Below are 16,867 nucleotides of genomic sequence, written 5' to 3'. Positions count from 1 at the left end.
CTTAAAGATGTAGGATCGATACCGTCGCGCAGTAGTCCAAGTCTCAGTAAACTGCCATTTTTTCCAAATTCTTCTTTCCGAGGTTTATGCATGACAATCAGTCCTTTTGCGGGCAAGCCGGCGCCGGCCCAGTTGCTGGTGGATATCCCGCGACTGGTCACGGCCTATTACACCGGACAGCCTGATGCAGCGATCTCCACCCAGCGTGTGGCCTTTGGCACTTCCGGGCACCGTGGCAGCTCCTTCGAACTGAGCTTCAACGAATGGCATGTGCTCGCCATCAGCCAGGCCATCTGCCTGTATCGCGAAGCCCAGGGCATCAACGGCCCGCTGTTTGTCGGCCTGGATACCCATGCGCTGTCGACTCCGGCCGGTGCAAGCGCGCTGGAAGTGCTGGCCGCCAATGGTGTGCACGTGATGCTGGCCGAAGGCGATGAATACACGCCAACGCCGGCGATTTCCCACGCGATCATCTGCTACAACCGTGGCCGCACCAGCGGCCTGGCTGACGGCATCGTTATCACGCCGTCCCACAACCCGCCGCAAAGTGGTGGCTACAAGTACAACCCGCCCAACGGTGGTCCGGCCGACACCCACGTCACCAAGTGGATCGAAGCCAAGGCCAACGAGCTGCTGGCCAATAAACTCGCTGGGGTCAAGCGCATCACCCATGCGCAGGCGCTCAAGGCCGACACGACCCATCGCCATGACTACCTCAACAGCTACGTGGCCGACCTGATCAACGTGATCGACATGGACGCCATCCGCAGCGCTGACCTGCGCCTGGGCGTGGATCCGCTGGGCGGAGCAGGGGTGCGCTACTGGTCGGCGATTGCCGAGCACTACCGCCTGAACCTGGAGGTGGTGAACACTGAAGTCGATGCCACGTTCCGCTTCATGAGCGTCGACTGGGACGGCCAGATCCGCATGGATCCGTCCTCCAGCTACGCCATGCAAGGCCTGATCGGCCTCAAGGAACGCTTCGACGTGGCCTTCGCCTGCGACCCGGACCACGACCGCCACGGCATCGTGACCCCGTCCGGCGGCCTGTTGGCGCCGAACAACTACCTCGCGGTGTCCATCGACTACCTGTTCCAGAACCGTCCTGACTGGCGCGCCGATGCGGCTGTAGGCAAGACCGTGGTCAGCAGCGGCCTGATCGATCGCGTGGCCGCACGCATCGGCCGTCGCCTCTACGAGGTGCCGGTGGGCTTCAAGTGGTTCGCCGACGGCCTGTTCGAAGGCTCATTGGGCTTTGGCGGGGAAGAAAGCGCAGGTGCCTCGTTCCTGCGCAAGGATGGCACCGTGTGGAGCACCGACAAGGATGGCCTGATCCCGGCATTGCTGGCAGCGGAAATGACCTCGCGCAAAGGCCAGGACCCGAGCCAGATCTACCGTGGCCTCACCGATGCCTTGGGCGAGCCGTTCGCCATTCGTGTCGATGCCAAGGCCACCCCGGCGCAGAAAGCCCTGCTGGGCAAGCTGTCGCCAGAGCAGGTGACCTCCACTGAGCTGGCTGGCGAAAGTATCCAGCAGATCCTCAGCCATGCGCCGGGCAATAACCAGGCGATTGGCGGTCTGAAAGTGATGACCGAAAACGGCTGGTTCGCCGCACGCCCATCGGGTACCGAAGACATCTACAAGATCTACGCCGAGAGCTTCATTGGCGAAGACCACCTCAAGCAACTGGTGGAAGAGGCACAGGTGCTGGTAGACGGCGCCATCTCGGAATAACACCGCAAAACCAATATGGGAGGGGGCAAGCCTTAATGCCAGTCAGTTAAGGCTTTCTTGTAGGAGCGAGCTTGCTCGCGAAAAACTCACAGGCGCCGCGTTCATTCAGGAAGCACGCGTTATCGTTGACGTTTTTCGCGAGCAAGCTCGCTCCTACAGGAGGCGATGTACGCTTAACTGACTGGCATTAGGGCAAGCCTCTCCCATAGTTTATTGGGCCAAAGCGTTGGATCAGGCCAGATCGACCAGCACGATCTCGCTGTCTTCAACCGCCGTTACCCGCAACACCTGCTCATCCTCAACCGCCACACCGTCTCGAGCTTGTGCACGCAGGCCATTGACTTCGATCACTCCGGTAGCCGGTACCAGGTAAGCACGACGCCCGTTGTCCAAGCGGTATTCCGCACTTTCCCCGGCTTTCAGGTTTGCCGCTACCAGGCGAGCATCTGCACGAATGCGCAAGCTCTCGCTATCACCGGCTTTGCCACTGGCCAGGGTCACAAACCCTTCGCGATCACCTTTCGGAAACGGCTTGGCGCCCCAGGAGGGTGGAAGGCCGGCTTCGTTCGGGATGATCCAGATCTGGAAGATCTTGCTCGGCGTGGCTTCCAGGTTGTACTCGCTGTGGGCGATCCCCGTGCCCGCGCTCATTACCTGCACATCACCGGCCTCGGTGCGGCCCTTGTTGCCCAGGTTATCGGCGTGACTGATGGCGCCTTCACGCACATAGGTAATGATCTCCATGTCGCGATGCGGGTGCTGCGGGAAGCCGGTGCCGGGGGCGATAATGTCGTCGTTCCACACCCGCAGGTTGCCCCAGTGCATGCGCTTGGGGTCGTGGTATTCGGCAAATGAAAAGTGGTGATGGGCGTCAAGCCAGCCGTGGTGAGCGCCGCCCAGGGAGTTGAAAGGTCGAAGTTCAAGCATGATCGTCTCCTGTTGATGGCGCGTATGATCCAATAGCCTTTGATCGATAAAAAGCGTAAAAAATGCCTGATTCCTATCGGAGGATTAGATTGGTTTCCAGCGTTATAACGTTCACTTCATCGCCTAACTGCATGACCGTAAAGCAATTGGCTGGAACTGAGGGCCAATTCCGGCGACCATGACGCCCTTGTCAAAACCCAGCTCATCGCAGGAGTCCGCGTGCTGCAACACAAGCCTGAACTGCCCCCCGAACTGCGCCCATTGGCCGAAATGCCGCTGCTCAAACGTCTTGCCGCCCGCTTGTTTGGCCATGGCCTGACGCGCTTGCGCGCGCAGCATCGGTTTTCCTGGTTGCACGGACAGGCCGATGGTTTTCGCAGTGGCCACGAAGCCGGCGTGGAGTACGGCTATCGCGAGGGCAAGGCCGATGGCATTGAGGAAGGCCGACAAGTCCTGTTGATCCGCGACTTCCGTCCCGATGAGCACCGCGCGCCTGGTGTGGACGACAGCCTGTTCGATGATTGGCGCCTGCCCCTGACGGCCGATATCAAAAAGCGCATCAAGGCCGACGTGGCCCGCTTGCTGCCGGCCCATGCCCAGCCGAGTGCGGCACAATGGAAGATGATCTTCAGCGACACGCCGTCAACCTCGGTGATCGCCGGTGCCGGCGCGGGTAAATCCACCTCGCTGGTGTTGCGTATTTTGCTGCTCACCCATTACCTGGGCTTCGAATTGAGCTCGATGACCGTAGTGACCTTCACCCGCGAGTCGCGCAAAGACTTCATCAACAAGCTCATGGAAATTCTCAACCTGTGGGGCCAACCCCTTGAAATGAAAGAAGCCCAGGCGGTGGTGCGCACCTTTCACTCGCGCATCCTGCCGATGGTCCGCAGCCTGCCGGGTTTTGAACGCCTGCAAGCGTTCGAGAACCTCAGCGCCGGTTTCGAAGAGGCCGACAGCAACCCGTTCGACCTGCGCATCAACGACGCCCAGCGCCAGCAAATGAATGCCTGCTATCACCGATTGCATGGCCAGCACCCACGCTTTCGTGAGCTGATAGCACCGCTTGCGCGCCATGGGCTGCAACTCAGGGAGCTGGAGCGCGATCATCCGGATGTACAGAAGCGCGTGGCGGTGACCGAACTGGCGGCCAAGCGCGATGAAGAGCTCTGTGATGTGATCGAAGACTTGTGGTTTCGCGCCGGCGCCTGGCCGATCCAGGGTATTGAGCCGAGTCGGCAGCGCGTCGAAATCAACGGCGCGCAGTTTCACTGTCACGGCTATATCCCCGAACTGGATGCGTGGGTAGTGCTGGGCTTTGATCCCAGGGAAAACGCCCAGATCAGCCGGCCGAATTCGAAGCTGTCGGTGCGTGCGGAGTGGGCGGTAAAGCGCACCCTGTTTCAAGCTTTCTATCGTAAGCCTTTGATATGGTTGGATAGTTATGATTCGTCAAGGCGTCTTCTAAGCAGCCTCGCCAGTGATGCCAGCGCCGGTCCCGGCTTTGATTACAAGGTCAAGGGAGAGCTGGCGTCGGCGCCGCTGCTGGACAGTTTCGTGATGGCAGCCGGCTTTATCGAGAACCTGGGGCTGGACGTGCCGACCGCCGTCGGCCAGATGAGCTTCGCCAAGGACGACCCGGACCGGTTCTTCTTTGAAGCCCTGAGCATTTTCTGGAAGGCCCTGGAAGACCACCTGCTTGATCAGTCGCCGCCGATCATGACCTATAACCGCATGTTCTCGCTGTTCGGCGAAAACACCCCGGAAAACCTCAAGCTGCTCAGCGATCCACTGCTGCGGCCGATGTCGCACCTGATGATCGACGAATTCCAGGACGTATCGCCCCAGATCGTCTCGTGGATACGCGCCAGCCTGCGGGAAATCCGCAGCCGTGGGCCGGCGATGCATGTGGGCCGTGGCGCGCAACGATCGTCCTTGCTGTGCGTGGGTGATGACTGGCAGTCGATCTACGGTTGGCGCGGCAGTTCGCCCAAGTACTTCATGGAGTTCAACAACGAATTCCCATCGCCGAGCACTACCCGAGTGATGCTCAGCGAGAACTACCGTAGTCATCAGCACATCATTGATGCCGCCGAACATATCGTGCGCGCGGCGCCGTCGATCCCCGGAAAGAAAGCCAAGGCCAGTGGCACAGCCAAGGCGTTGAGGCCGGTCACAGTACTGGAGCGGGACGATGCTGCCCTGGGCCGGCAACTGCTGGAACACTATCAAAAGGGCGATTCGGTGTTAATGCTTTATCGAAAAAGTAGCGATAAGTTATTGATTCAAGAGCATATTCATTCGGTAGTTAATGTTGATTCTAGCTTGGCTCCAGCGGCGCGCAGATTGAAACAGCTGACGTATCACAGCGCCAAGGGCCTGCAGGCAGACGCCGTCTTCCTGCTTGGCGATTGCCAGCACCTGACCAGTTCGCCGTACAAGAACCAGGTGTATCGCATGGCCGGTTTGGGCAAGGACGGCGATAGCGAACCTTATGACACGGCGCAAAAAGACGAGGTGCTGCGCCTGGCCTACGTCGGGATTACCCGCGCCGTGAACCATTGCTACTGGTATGTGGAAAAACCTGAAGGCCAGGCGGTGAATGTGCCGAAGGCCTCGGAGCGGGTTGATGGCAAGAAAGCGTTTTTCGACGATCAGCGCCACTAGAGAATGAACGCAATCCAACGGTGGGAGGGGGCTTGCTCCCGATAGCAGAGTGTCAGCCACCACCGACAGTGACTGAACCACCGCGATCGGGAGCAAGCCCCCTCCCACCGTTGAGCTTCTTTCTGTTGGCTGGGCCGGGATCAGGCCCTCAGCGACAACGGCGGCACAAACGACTCCAATTCATCTTCCACCGCCTCGATAATCCGCTCCACATCGGCGGCATTCATCACGGTCGCGCAGGGGATGCCGGCGATGGCAATCAGCGTCTCGCCGCTGGCGCGGTCGAACAGGCGGGCGATCATACTGCCGGGCGCGTCCATGCTGCCCTCGAAGCCCATTGGATGGAAATGCCAGCGCATCAGCTGGCAGGCGTTGGGGAACGTCACTTTGTTCATGTTGCCCACCTTGTTCATTGAGCGCTTCCTTTAGCTCGCGGCAGGGCGCCATGACCTTCACTGGTCGCGGCGTTGAAGAGCTTAAAAATAGCATTCGTTCGTACGCGCAATGTGATTTTTTCTGCCCCGTTCGGCGGTTGTTATCCATTCACTTGACGTGGGTCATCTCCTGCTGATGATGGGCGAAATGCCACTAGTCAGAAGTTCCAATTGGCCATTGAAGGCCCTGGCAAAATTCGGCAATCTCCAAGGTTTACCCGCTTCCGAGCCCCCCATGCCCGACATCGCCCCAGACGATGATTGCCATCACACTCATGCCACCCGGGACCTGGTGCTGCGCCACCACCTGTGTTGGCGCCATCGCGACCTGGATGGGGTGATGTCCTACTACCACCCGGATATCCAGTACCACGATTTTTTCCAGAACCGTGTGGTTGGTTACCCCGAGTTGCGTGATTACCTGCAAGCCAGCATGCCCCGCGAAGCCGATGAAGCCATTGAGCACACCGACCGCATCCGCGCCGACGGCGATACGGCCTTTATCCAATACCGCATCACCTTGCGCGGCGGACAGGGCCTGGTGTCATTCCGTACCAGCGAGGCCATCACCGTGCGCGATGGGTTGATCTGGCGCGTCAATGAGTACGCGTCATTGGTGCATGAACAGCCCTCCCAGGCCCAGCGCCCCAGCGTCAGCCGCCTGGGCCTGTCGCCCCAGCAATTGGGGCATATGGCCAATGACTTGCAACAGTACTTCGAGCGCAAGCAGCCTTATCTGGACCCGGAACTGGACCTGCAGCGCGTCGCCAAGGAATGTGGCTACAGCCGCAATCAGATTTCCTACCTGCTCAACCAGGTGCTGGGGCAAAGCTTCTATCGCTACGTCAACCAGGCCCGGCTCCAGCATCTGCTGGCCGCGTTGGACAAAGCGAAGCCGCCGATCAAGGTCGACGATCTGGCTTTCGCCGCCGGCTTCAATTCGTTGTCGGCGTTCTACAGCGCCTTCCGCCAGCACACAGGCCAATCACCCAAGGCCTACGTCAAACAAATTTCCCTGCGTGCACGCGCGCAAGACAGCGAATAACCCGCAGTTCTAGGATCCCCCCATCGAAACGTGGTTGGGGAGCTTGGCATGCCGGCATGGCGCAACATCAGTTTATGGATGGACCAGTTGGATGACCCGCTGATAGCGCGGCCGTCCCTTGAGCATGACCTGGACGTCAATGTCGCCATTATCGGCGCCGGCTACACCGGCCTGTGGACGGCCTACTACCTCAAACGCCAGGCGCCTGAGCTGAAGATCGCGATTATCGAGGCGCAAACCGCTGGCTTCGGCGCATCGGGCCGTAACGGCGGCTGGCTGATGGGCAATCTGCTGGGCGAAGACCGCCTGCTGGCCGGCCTTGCACCTGAACAGCGTCGTGCCTCATTCGACCTTTTGCATGGCATTCCAGACGAAGTGGGCCAAGTCCTGGCCCGTGAAGGCATCGACTGCGACTACCGCAAGGGCGGCGCGCTGTATTGCGCCGCACGCTACCCCGAGCAGGAAGGTAGCCTGCGCACTTACCTGGACAAACTCTACGCCCAAGGCCTGACCGAAGCCGACTATCGCTGGCTGAGCCCGCAACAGTTGGCTGAACAGATCCGCATCGCCAAGCCCTATGGCGGCATCTATGCCCCCCATGTCGCGACGATCAACCCGGCCAAACTGGTGCGCGGCCTTGCGCGGGTGGTGGAGAGCATGGGCGTGACGATTTATGAAAACAGTCCGGTCACCCACTGGCAGTCCGGTACCGTGCGCACGGCCAGGGCCGGGGTACGCGCCACCTGGGTGGTGCCGGCTGTGGAAGGGTACGCCAACACCTTGCCGCCCCTCGGTCGTTACCAGTTACCCGTGCAAAGTCTGATTGTCGCCACCGAACCACTGCCCGCCAGCATGTGGGACGAAATCGGCCTCAGCCAGGGCCAGGCGTTTGGCGAAAGCAGCCGACAAGTCACCTACGGCCAACGTTCGGCGGATAACCGACTGGTGTTCGGCGCCCGTGGCGGTTACCAGTTCGCCGGCAAATTGCGGCACAACTTTGATTTGACCGACAGCGAAGTGGACCTGCGTCGCTACCTGTTCGGCGAACTCTTCCCACAGCTGAAAAAGGTGCGGATCAGCCATTCCTGGGGCGGCAACCTCGGCATGTCGCGCAATTTTCGCCCGCACATGCTCTGTGACCACAAGACCGGCATTGCCCTCTCTGGCGGTTACGGCGGGGAGGGCGTCGGTGCCACCAACCTGGGCGGCCGCACCCTGGCTGACCTGATCCTTGGGCGCGACACGCCGCTGATTCACCAACCCTGGGTGCTGCGCGAACGTGGCCTGGATGCGCTCAAGGCTTGGGAGCCGGAGCCGTGCCGCTGGCTCGGCTACAACGCGATCATTCGCAGCTTTGTCCATGAAGACCAGGTACTGGCCAACCCCAACAGTGCGCCCTGGCGCCGCAAGCTGGCGACCGGCGTGGCCGGGTTTATGGAAGGTTTCATGCACTAAGTCGTTTCATTCACACGGGAAAATCCCATGAGCATCACTCAATTCAAAGACACGCTGAATGCCCACCTACCAGACTCATCGCCGGTGGCCGTGCCCCTGGGCGAGCCGATCGCGGTGGCCTCGACCTTGAGCGTTGAACGCAGCGACGGCGTCGAAACCGGTATATGGGCCTGCACCCCAGGTCGCTGGCGGCGGCAGATCAAAGCCCAGGAGTTTTGCCACTTTATCCAGGGCCGCTGCACGTTCACCCCTGACAACGGCGAAATCGTTCACATACAAGCCGGCGACGCACTGATGTTGCCGGCCAACAGCACCGGCATCTGGGATATCCAGGAAACCGTGCGCAAGACCTACGTATTGATTTTGTAACGCTTTGATCCTTGATCGCCTGCCATAAAAACAGCCCTAAAACCGCCAGGAAATCGAACCATGAAAGCCATTGCCCTGTTGCCCTTGATAGTGGTCGCGTCCATCAGCCAGGCCGCCGAAACGGTGAAGATCTACAACTGGTCCAGTTACATCGCGCCGGACACCACGAAGAACTTCCAGAAGCAGACCGGCATCGGTTTCAGCTACGACGTGTATGACAGCAACGAAACCCTCGACGGCAAGCTGATGACCGGCAACTCCGGATACGACGTGGTGTTCCCGTCCAACCACTTCATGGCGCGGCAGATCCAGGGCGGCGCCTTGAAGAAGCTCGACAAAAGCCAGTTGCCCAACTGGAAAAACCTCAACCCCGTGCTGCTCAAGGCCCTGGAAAACAATGATCCGGGTAATGCCCACGGCTTCCCGTACCTATGGGGCAGTACCGGCATCGGCTACAACATCGACAAGGTCAAGGCGGTACTGGGTGATAACGCACCGGTGGATTCCTGGGACCTGATCTTCAAGCCCGAGTACATGGAAAAACTCAGTAAGTGCGGGGTAGCGATCCTCGACAATGGCCCGGAATTGCTGCCTATCGCCCTCAATTACCTCGGGTTGCCACCCCACAGTAAAAACCCCGAGGACTACAAGAAAGCCGAGGCGCTGCTGATGAAAGTGCGGCCGTACGTAGCGTACTTCCACTCCTCGAAATACACCGGCGACCTGGCCAATGGCGATATTTGCGTGGCGGTCGGCTTCTCCGGCGACGTACTGCAAGCCGAAAGCCGCGCCAAGGAAGCCAAGAATGGCGTGAAGATCGGCTATCGGATTCCCAAGGAAGGCGCCGCCATCTGGTTCGACATGGTGGCCATGCCCGCCGATGCGCCCGATGAAAAGGCCGGCTACGCGTTCATGAACTACCTGCTGGAGCCCCAGGTGATGGCAGACATCACCAACGCCGTGCACTACGCCAACGGCAACAGTGCGGCGGATAGCCTGGTAGACCCTGAGATCAAGGCCGACACCAAGATCTACCCAAGCGATGAAATGATGGGCAAGTTGTTCGCACTGGAGGCGATGCCACTGAATATCGACCGGATTCGTACGCGGGTGTGGAACACCATCCGTATGGGGCGATAAAAGCATAAAAAATCGCCTGTCTAGACTGTTATTTCTGACAGGTTATTTTTTTCAACGCCGAGTGTTTAATGACCGTTCACGTTCAACTGTTGATAGGAGAGGGTCATGAGCAACGAATATGACGTGAAACCCGATAACGTTACGAAAGGTTATATGAAAGGCGCGGTAACCATAAATGGCAAGGAAGAACCGTTCGAATCAGATTATGTCTATCGTGATGAGATGCAAGGCTCATTACGCTTTTTTGCGCATATGACTGACGGCTTTCCGGCCAGATCAGTCATTTCGGTGCAACTCAAAGACAAGGATGCGAAAAGCGGCTCTTATGAATTTAACCACCCAATGGTTCAGTACTTTTCCTATCGTCCTCTGAGGGGGGGTGGTGAAGATGGACTGAACGCAACGAAGGGGCATTTGGACTTGACGAGGACGGATGACCCTGAGCCGGTCATCGCAGGAACACTGGAGTTTTGGACGAAAGACAACACCAGAACGTTCATGATCAAAGTGGAGTTCGAGCTGACGGGTGTCAACCGTTGATTACCAGGGAGGTGGGGCATTGCCCTACGCTCCTGGGCACTAATTCATTTCCTGAAATGCGTTGCGTGGTGTAGCAATATTCCGACATTAAGCGGTACCCGGTACTTGATGAGAAGTGTTGAATGATGTTTTGTATAAGCGTTGATATTTTTCGGAAATGGGATGTTAAAGAATCCGACTGGAAGTTGATGTCTTTGTCGTGAGAAGTTTCTCGGCGCTGCACGTCTCACCACCCAATCAAAACATTTCCGAAAGGTAATCAATATGGCCTTAGTACAAAGTTTTCCTACCATCAATCACTGGACGTACCCTGAAAATAGCCGCCCCGTGTTGCGCGGTACCGACAGCCGTGAGCGGCTCGAAGCCCAGCGTGGCAAGGACTCTACGCTGATCGGCGGCGGAGGCAGTGACCAACTGGTTGGAGCGCCAGGCGCAAATACTTTCAAATATGAAAAAGCCAGCGATTCCCTGAACAATGACTCCGATATCATCTTTAACTTCAACCCGAAACAAGACCGCATTGATTTGTCCGAGATGGTCAAGGACAGCGATATAAAAATTGTTCATGTTCGGATTGGCCCGCCGCAGCAAGTGGGCGACGCGCATATATCCCATAGTCCCTTTGGTTTCAGTACGCTTACCATGAAGTTAACGGAGAAGGGGCCGCTTTTCGCCATCCGAGTTGATGACGTAAAACTACTGCCGGCGCATGTAAAGTTTTGGTGATGCCGACCAAATGAAGAGGGCGTGAAGGTGATCAAGGCGTGAACATTGCGCTGCTTGATCGTTTCGCGCCTATATAAAAAGTTCAGGGTTTTATACGTTCAAGGGTTTTCAAGGTCATGCCCCAACGACTGGATAAACAACGAAAACAGTTCCGGCTGTGACGAGATATCCAGCTTCGCGTACAGATGCCGACGGTGCACCTTCACCGTATCCGGCGAGATATTCAGGCGTTCGGCCATGGCCTTGGACGAGAACCCGCGCAGCACCAGGCGGGCGATTTCCAGTTCGCGGTCCGAGAGCACGCCGCAGCCGAATTGGCTCAAGGCGTCCCTGATCTGGCTGTCCATGGCCGGCACGCGCTGGGTGCTTTGTTGCCAATGCTGCTGCATCAACGGCAGCACCCAGGCCGCCAGGGTCGTCATCAACCCGGTCTCCTCAGCGCTGAATCGCCGCTGCATGCCCAGCGACAGCGACAACGTACCTGCGCCCGGCAACTGCAGGATCAACTGCACCTCGTCTTCCAGCACATTGTCGTGAAAGTAGCTGAGGAAATACTCGCTCTGGCGAAAATGGTCCGGCGCCACTTCCTCCAGGCGGTACACGCCACTGGCATAGCCCTCGCGACAGGCCTGGAAAAACGGATCGAGCAAATACAGGCCATTGAGGTACGCCAGCATCGACGCCGGTTTGCTGCTCGGCTGGGCGTCGTACTCCTCCAGGGCCTGGGGTGGGCCATCAAGGGGATAGAAGATGGCCAGCGCGTTATCGAAGGGCACGCACTGGTGCAGCAACAGCACCAACTGTTTCCAGAAACGCTCGGTGCCGATGTACGCGACGGTGCGGCCCAGGCCGGCGTGCATGCCGACTTCACGAAACAGGCTCATGTAGCAGGCTCCCGCCAGTAAAAGATCGGCCAAGGGTTCGGCTTTTACCGGGTGTCGTCAAGGGGAGTACGCCAATAGGGGAATTGGCTGGCATAAACCCAGCGGTTACCGTCGGCATCATTCAGCGGGAAACATATCCCGTCACTTCAGACCTTTCGTTTCTGCCTCACACCAAGAACAACGACAGAGGATAACGAGATGAGCACATCCCCAGCGCCCGACGGCGTACTGAAACCGACCTTGAGTGTCTTCGACGTAGTGGCCATTACCGTGTCAGCGGTGACCCCCGCCAGCTCGGTGTTCGTGATTGCCCCCTTTGCCATCCAAGAGGCCGGCAGCGGCGTGTTCCTTGCCTTTGTGATGGCCGGCTTGCTGGCATTGATGTTTGCCTTCTGCTACGCCGAACTGGGACGCGCGCATAACAGCGCCGGTGGCGAGTATGTGTATGCCAAGCGCGTGTTCGGCGGCATGGCCGGCTACGCGACGTTCCTCACCGTGCTGGTGATGCTGCTGTTTATCCCGCCGGTCCTGGCCACGGGCGCGGCGACGTACCTGAATAATGCCCTTGGCACGACGTTCGACTCACAGGCTGTCGCCCTGGTGATCGTGGTCTGCAGTTACGCCCTGGGCATCCTCAATATCAAGCTCAATGCCTGGATCACCGGCACCTGCCTGCTGCTGGAAGTGGCGGCACTGCTGGTGATCGTCGTGATTGGCTTCGGCAACCCGGTACAGCCGGCCAGTGTGCTGTTTCAACCCCAGATCGTCGAAAACGGCGTGTTGCACCTGGCGCCCTGGGCCCTGGTGATCGGCGCAGTGGGAATCGGTCTGTTTTCCTACAACGGATACGGCCCGGCGGTGTTGTTGGCCGAGGACATGAAATGCGGCGGCAAGGGCGTACACAAAGCGGTGCTGTGGTCACTGGGGCTGGTGGTGGTGATCGAGCTGATCCCCATCACTGCGCTGTTGATCGGCGCGCCGTCGCTGAGTGCGATGATCAGCAGCCCGGACCCCATCGGCTACCTCTTGACCAGCCATGGCAACGAAACCCTGTCGCGCCTGGTCAGTGCGGGGATCTTCCTGTCGGTATTCAACGCCATTGTCGCCATCGTGATCCAGATCGGCCGCGTAGTGTTCAGCAGCGGGCGCGATGCGCTGTGGACGCCCGGCATCAACAAACTGTTCACACGTATCCACCCGCGCTGGGATTCACCCTGGCTGGCTACGCTGTTCCTGGCGATTCCATCGGCGCTGCTGAGCTTCAGCTCTAACCTGGCCGACCTCACCTCGTTCAGCGTATTGCTGATCATGCTGGTGTACCTGGTGGTGGCGTTGAGCGCGTTGATGAGCCGGGTGCGGTTGCGTGATCGCGAGCATCCGTATCGCATGCCGCTATGGCCGCTGCCGGCACTGGCGGCTGTGCTGGGCGCCGGCTACCTACTGGTGACCTTGCTGATGGCGGCGTCAGTGCGCGACATCATGATCATCATCGGCTTGCTGGCCCTGTCGGTGATTCTGTATTGCATCAGTGGCCGGTTAAGTCCGGCGTTTCAGAAATTGTAAGGAGTGGATATGCGAGCACGTCAACTGGGCATCACATTGGGGCTGGGCACGCCCGGTGAGTTGAATGCCATCACCGATGTCCCCGGAGTGCGGGTCGGTCACAGTACCCTCAAGACGCGCATCGACGGCAAACAGGTACGCACCGGTGTCAGCGTGGTCCAGCCGCGCGCCGGTGAAGCGCGGCTGCAACCGTGCTTTGCCGGGTATCACGTGCTTAACGGCAACGGCGACGCCACGGGCCTGGAATGGATCAGCGAGGCGGGCCTGTTGACCACGCCGCTGGCCATCACCAACACCCACAGCATCGGTATTGTGCGCGACACCCTGATAGCCCTGGAGCGCGAGCGCCTGGCGGACCCGGCGGTATACTGGTGCATGCCGGTGGTGATGGAAACCTACGACGGCCTGCTCAACGATATCTGGGGCCAGCATGTGCAGCCTGAGCATGTACGCGAGGCGTTGAACAACGCAGAGGCCGGCCCTGTGCAAGAAGGCGCGGTGGGCGGCGGCACCGGGATGATCTGCCATGAATTCAAGGGCGGTATCGGCAGCGCCTCGCGTCGTTTGTCGGCGGAGCAGGGCGGCTGGACCGTCGGCGTGCTGGTGCAGGCCAACCACGGCAAGCGCCAGGAACTGCGGGTCGACGGCTATCCGGTGGGCCGCCAGTTGATGGACATTCCGTCACCCTTTGCCGAACGGGGCACGCCGGGCATGGGCTCGATCGTGGTGATCATCGCCACTGACGCGCCCTTGCTGCCACACCAGTGCCAGCGTCTGGCCCAACGCGCGTCGATCGGCATCGCGCGCACCGGCGGTGGCACCGAGGATTCCAGCGGCGACCTGTTCCTGGCCTTCGCCACCGGCAACCAGGATTTGCCGCCAGCAGATTACGCGCGCAAGGGCCTGCCGTTGAGCAGCACCTTGCAGATGGTGAATAACGACCATATCTCACCGCTCTTCAGCGCGGCGGCGGAGGCGGTCGAGGAGGCCATCATCAACGCGATCCTGGCTGGCGAAGACATGGTGACCGACGACGGCGTACAGGTGCCGGGCTTGAAAAGTGAAACGTTGTTACAGGCACTGCATAACACTGGCTGGTGTGTGCCCCGGTAATAGGGGACAGCGCCGATATAATCATATAGATAGTGGCTGTTTAATGTTGCCAATGACACGGTGACAATATAGTGGATCCAATTATCAAGTGTGCCGCTCAACTTGAGCGGCCTTAACGTTATTTAATATTTAAATAAGTACCCGGTGTCTTTTGTCAGACAAAGGCACCGCTGCCCAATAGATACGGCGCCAAACTTGTTGGCGATGTTTATTGGCCAGTTTTCATGCAGGAAAAGATGTAGACGAAAGATTTCAAGTTGTGTCAGTTTCGTGACGCCTTCAAAAGAGGCGAGTGATAGGACGATCTCGCCCGCGGGGTTCCTATCGATCAAAGACTGATGCACTTGCAAACAAGGAAGTACGTTTATGTCAAAAGTAAAAGACAAGGCTATCGTGTCGGCGGCGCAAGCCAGCACCGCTTACTCGCAAATCGATAGCTTCAGCCATCTGTATGACCGTGGCGGCAACCTCACGATCAATGGCAAACCCTCCTACACCGTTGACCAGGCCGCGACCCAGTTGCTGCGCGACGGCGCCGCGTACCGGGACTTTGATGGCAACGGCAAGATCGACCTGACCTACACCTTCCTGACGTCGGCGTCCTCGAGCACCATGAACAAACATGGTATCTCGGGCTTCAGCCAGTTCAACGCCCAGCAGAAAGCCCAGGCCGCCCTGGCCATGCAATCCTGGTCGGACGTGGCCAACGTCACCTTCACCGAGAAAGCCACCGGCGGTGACGGCCACATGACGTTTGGCAACTACAGCAGCGGCCAGGACGGCGCGGCAGCCTTCGCCTACCTGCCCGGCACCGGTGCAGGCTACGACGGCACTTCGTGGTACCTGACCAACAACAGCTACACGCCGAACAAGACCCCGGACCTGAACAACTATGGCCGGCAGACCCTGACCCACGAAATCGGCCACACCCTGGGCCTGGCTCACCCTGGCGACTACAACGCCGGCGAAGGCGCCCCTACCTACAAAGACGCGACCTATGGACAGGACACGCGCGGCTACAGCCTCATGAGCTACTGGAGCGAGAGCAACACCAACCAGAACTTCAGTAAAGGCGGGGTTGAGGCCTATGCCTCTGGCCCGCTGATCGACGACATCGCCGCGATCCAGAAGCTCTACGGTGCCAACTACAACACCCGTGCCGGCGACACCACCTACGGGTTCAACTCCAACACCGGGCGCGATTTCCTCAGCGCCACTTCCAACGCCGACAAGCTGGTGTTCTCGGTCTGGGACGGTGGCGGCAACGACACCCTGGACTTCTCCGGCTTCACCCAGAACCAGAAGATCAACCTCAATGAGGCCTCGTTCTCTGACGTTGGCGGCCTGGTGGGCAACGTCTCCATCGCCAAGGGCGTGACCATCGAGAACGCGTTCGGCGGTGCGGGCAACGACCTGATCATCGGCAATAACGCGGCCAACGTGATCAAGGGTGGCGCCGGCAACGACCTCATCTACGGTGGCGGCGGCGCGGACCAACTGTGGGGCGGCGCGGGCAACGACACGTTTGTGTTCGGTGCCAGTTCCGATTCCAAGCCAGGGGCGGCGGACAAGATCTTTGACTTCACCTCGGGCTCCGACAAGATCGACCTCAGCGGCATCACCAAAGGGGCCGGCCTGACCTTCGTCAATGCCTTCACCGGGCATGCCGGCGATGCGGTGTTGAGCTACGCGGCAGGCACCAACCTGGGTACCCTGGCAGTCGACTTCTCCGGGCACGGCGTGGCGGATTTCCTCGTCACCACCGTCGGCCAGGCAGCGGTCAGCGACATCGTGGCATGATCCACGGGCGCGGCGCTCAAGCGCCGCGCCTCCCGGCTGGAGCGTACAGATGCAGCGTTTTTACAATGTGATCGCCTGCGTGTTGCAGGTGATGTTCGTGTCGGCAGGAGCCCACGCAATGGCGAGCAGTCTTGTTTTACCCACCAGCGCCCAACTGGCCGGGCACTGGCAGTTGCACCAGCAGGATCAGGCGTGTGCCCTCGACCTGCTTGAACAGGCCAATGCCCTGGGCGGCGATGTGGCCTGTGCCGCGCAATGGCTTGGTGATACTCCCCGTACGTGGTCGCCCACCCCGGACGGTATCTGGCTATTCAATGCCGAAGGCAGCGGGATCACCCACCTGAATCGTCAGAAAGAAGGTGAGTATCAGGCACGTACGAAGTCCGGCGCCGTGGTTGAACTAAAACGGGTGCCTTAGTTATTGCTATAACGCTATAACTCGATGTCATTAGTTGGCAGGCCGCTATAAA

The 16,867-nt window shown here is 59.2% G+C and carries 15 protein-coding genes; 12 read left to right on the top strand and 3 right to left on the bottom strand.

The window, feature by feature from the left end; genetic code table 11:
* Nucleotides 1-90 precede the first annotated feature (90 nt).
* A complete protein-coding gene (gene pgm, locus AD670_RS19610; RefSeq protein ID WP_053136023.1) occupies nt 91-1,734 on the top strand; it encodes a phosphoglucomutase (alpha-D-glucose-1,6-bisphosphate-dependent) in 1,644 nt (547 codons plus the stop codon).
* A gap of 231 nt (nt 1,735-1,965) precedes the next feature.
* Here the strand turns inward: pgm and AD670_RS19605 are convergent, their stop codons facing one another.
* Nucleotides 1,966-2,661: a pirin family protein gene (locus AD670_RS19605; protein ID WP_053136020.1), complete on the bottom strand. Its 696-nt coding sequence runs from the start codon at nt 2,659-2,661 to the stop codon at nt 1,966-1,968.
* Nucleotides 2,662-2,931: 270 nt separating this feature from the next.
* Between AD670_RS19605 and AD670_RS19600 the strand changes: the two genes are divergently transcribed.
* On the top strand, nt 2,932-5,328 hold the full coding sequence (locus AD670_RS19600) for a UvrD-helicase domain-containing protein (RefSeq protein ID WP_371263190.1): 2,397 nt from the start codon (nt 2,932-2,934) through the stop codon (nt 5,326-5,328).
* A 140-nt stretch (nt 5,329-5,468) separates the two neighbouring features.
* Here the strand turns inward: AD670_RS19600 and AD670_RS19595 are convergent, their stop codons facing one another.
* A complete protein-coding gene (locus AD670_RS19595) occupies nt 5,469-5,741 on the bottom strand; it encodes a DUF1652 domain-containing protein (RefSeq protein WP_003191138.1) in 273 nt (90 codons plus the stop codon).
* Between the two features lie 256 nt (nt 5,742-5,997).
* On the opposite strand from AD670_RS19595, the gene AD670_RS19590 reads away from it, so the two are divergent.
* From AD670_RS19590 to AD670_RS19565, 6 genes are all read left to right on the top strand, one after another.
* Nucleotides 5,998-6,807 (top strand): AraC family transcriptional regulator, encoded by an 810-nt coding sequence (locus tag AD670_RS19590; protein ID WP_053136014.1) that lies wholly within the window; start codon nt 5,998-6,000, stop codon nt 6,805-6,807.
* 48 nt (nt 6,808-6,855) lie between these two features.
* Nucleotides 6,856-8,262: an FAD-binding oxidoreductase gene (locus AD670_RS19585; protein ID WP_053136011.1), complete on the top strand. Its 1,407-nt coding sequence runs from the start codon at nt 6,856-6,858 to the stop codon at nt 8,260-8,262.
* Nucleotides 8,263-8,289: 27 nt separating this feature from the next.
* Nucleotides 8,290-8,631, top strand: coding sequence for a cupin domain-containing protein (locus AD670_RS19580; protein ID WP_053136009.1), 342 nt, complete (start codon nt 8,290-8,292; stop codon nt 8,629-8,631).
* Between the two features lie 60 nt (nt 8,632-8,691).
* Nucleotides 8,692-9,771, top strand: a complete 1,080-nt coding sequence (locus AD670_RS19575) for a polyamine ABC transporter substrate-binding protein (protein WP_053136004.1) — start codon at nt 8,692-8,694, stop codon at nt 9,769-9,771.
* 105 nt (nt 9,772-9,876) lie between these two features.
* On the top strand, nt 9,877-10,311 hold the full coding sequence (locus AD670_RS19570; RefSeq protein ID WP_053136001.1) for a hypothetical protein: 435 nt from the start codon (nt 9,877-9,879) through the stop codon (nt 10,309-10,311).
* Nucleotides 10,312-10,575: 264 nt separating this feature from the next.
* The gene (locus AD670_RS19565) at nt 10,576-11,037 is read left to right on the top strand and encodes a M10 family metallopeptidase C-terminal domain-containing protein (protein ID WP_053135998.1); all 462 of its coding nucleotides are present in this window, start codon (nt 10,576-10,578) and stop codon (nt 11,035-11,037) included.
* Between the two features lie 98 nt (nt 11,038-11,135).
* On the opposite strand, the gene AD670_RS19560 is transcribed toward AD670_RS19565, so the two are convergent.
* Complete coding sequence (locus AD670_RS19560; RefSeq protein WP_053135996.1) at nt 11,136-11,921, bottom strand: LuxR C-terminal-related transcriptional regulator; 786 nt, start codon at nt 11,919-11,921, stop codon at nt 11,136-11,138.
* A gap of 198 nt (nt 11,922-12,119) precedes the next feature.
* On the opposite strand from AD670_RS19560, the gene AD670_RS19555 reads away from it, so the two are divergent.
* The 4 genes from AD670_RS19555 to AD670_RS19540 all read left to right on the top strand — a co-directional run bounded on the left by AD670_RS19555 (nt 12,120) and on the right by AD670_RS19540 (nt 16,815).
* Nucleotides 12,120-13,484 carry an APC family permease gene (locus AD670_RS19555; protein ID WP_053135993.1) on the top strand — a complete coding sequence of 455 codons (1,365 nt, stop codon included), beginning with the start codon at nt 12,120-12,122 and terminating at the stop codon, nt 13,482-13,484.
* A gap of 9 nt (nt 13,485-13,493) precedes the next feature.
* On the top strand, nt 13,494-14,597 hold the full coding sequence (locus AD670_RS19550; RefSeq protein WP_053135990.1) for a P1 family peptidase: 1,104 nt from the start codon (nt 13,494-13,496) through the stop codon (nt 14,595-14,597).
* A gap of 366 nt (nt 14,598-14,963) precedes the next feature.
* Nucleotides 14,964-16,397 (top strand): serralysin family metalloprotease, encoded by a 1,434-nt coding sequence (locus AD670_RS19545; RefSeq protein ID WP_053135987.1) that lies wholly within the window; start codon nt 14,964-14,966, stop codon nt 16,395-16,397.
* 49 nt (nt 16,398-16,446) lie between these two features.
* The gene (locus AD670_RS19540) at nt 16,447-16,815 is read left to right on the top strand and encodes a protease inhibitor Inh/omp19 family protein (protein WP_053135984.1); all 369 of its coding nucleotides are present in this window, start codon (nt 16,447-16,449) and stop codon (nt 16,813-16,815) included.
* The last annotated feature ends 52 nt before the right edge of the window (nt 16,816-16,867 follow it).

This window comes from Pseudomonas sp. MIACH (assembly GCF_001269925.1).
In the GTDB taxonomy this organism is placed as follows: Bacteria; Pseudomonadota; Gammaproteobacteria; order Pseudomonadales; family Pseudomonadaceae; genus Aquipseudomonas.
This window is presented reverse-complemented; position numbering and strand designations above follow the sequence as displayed.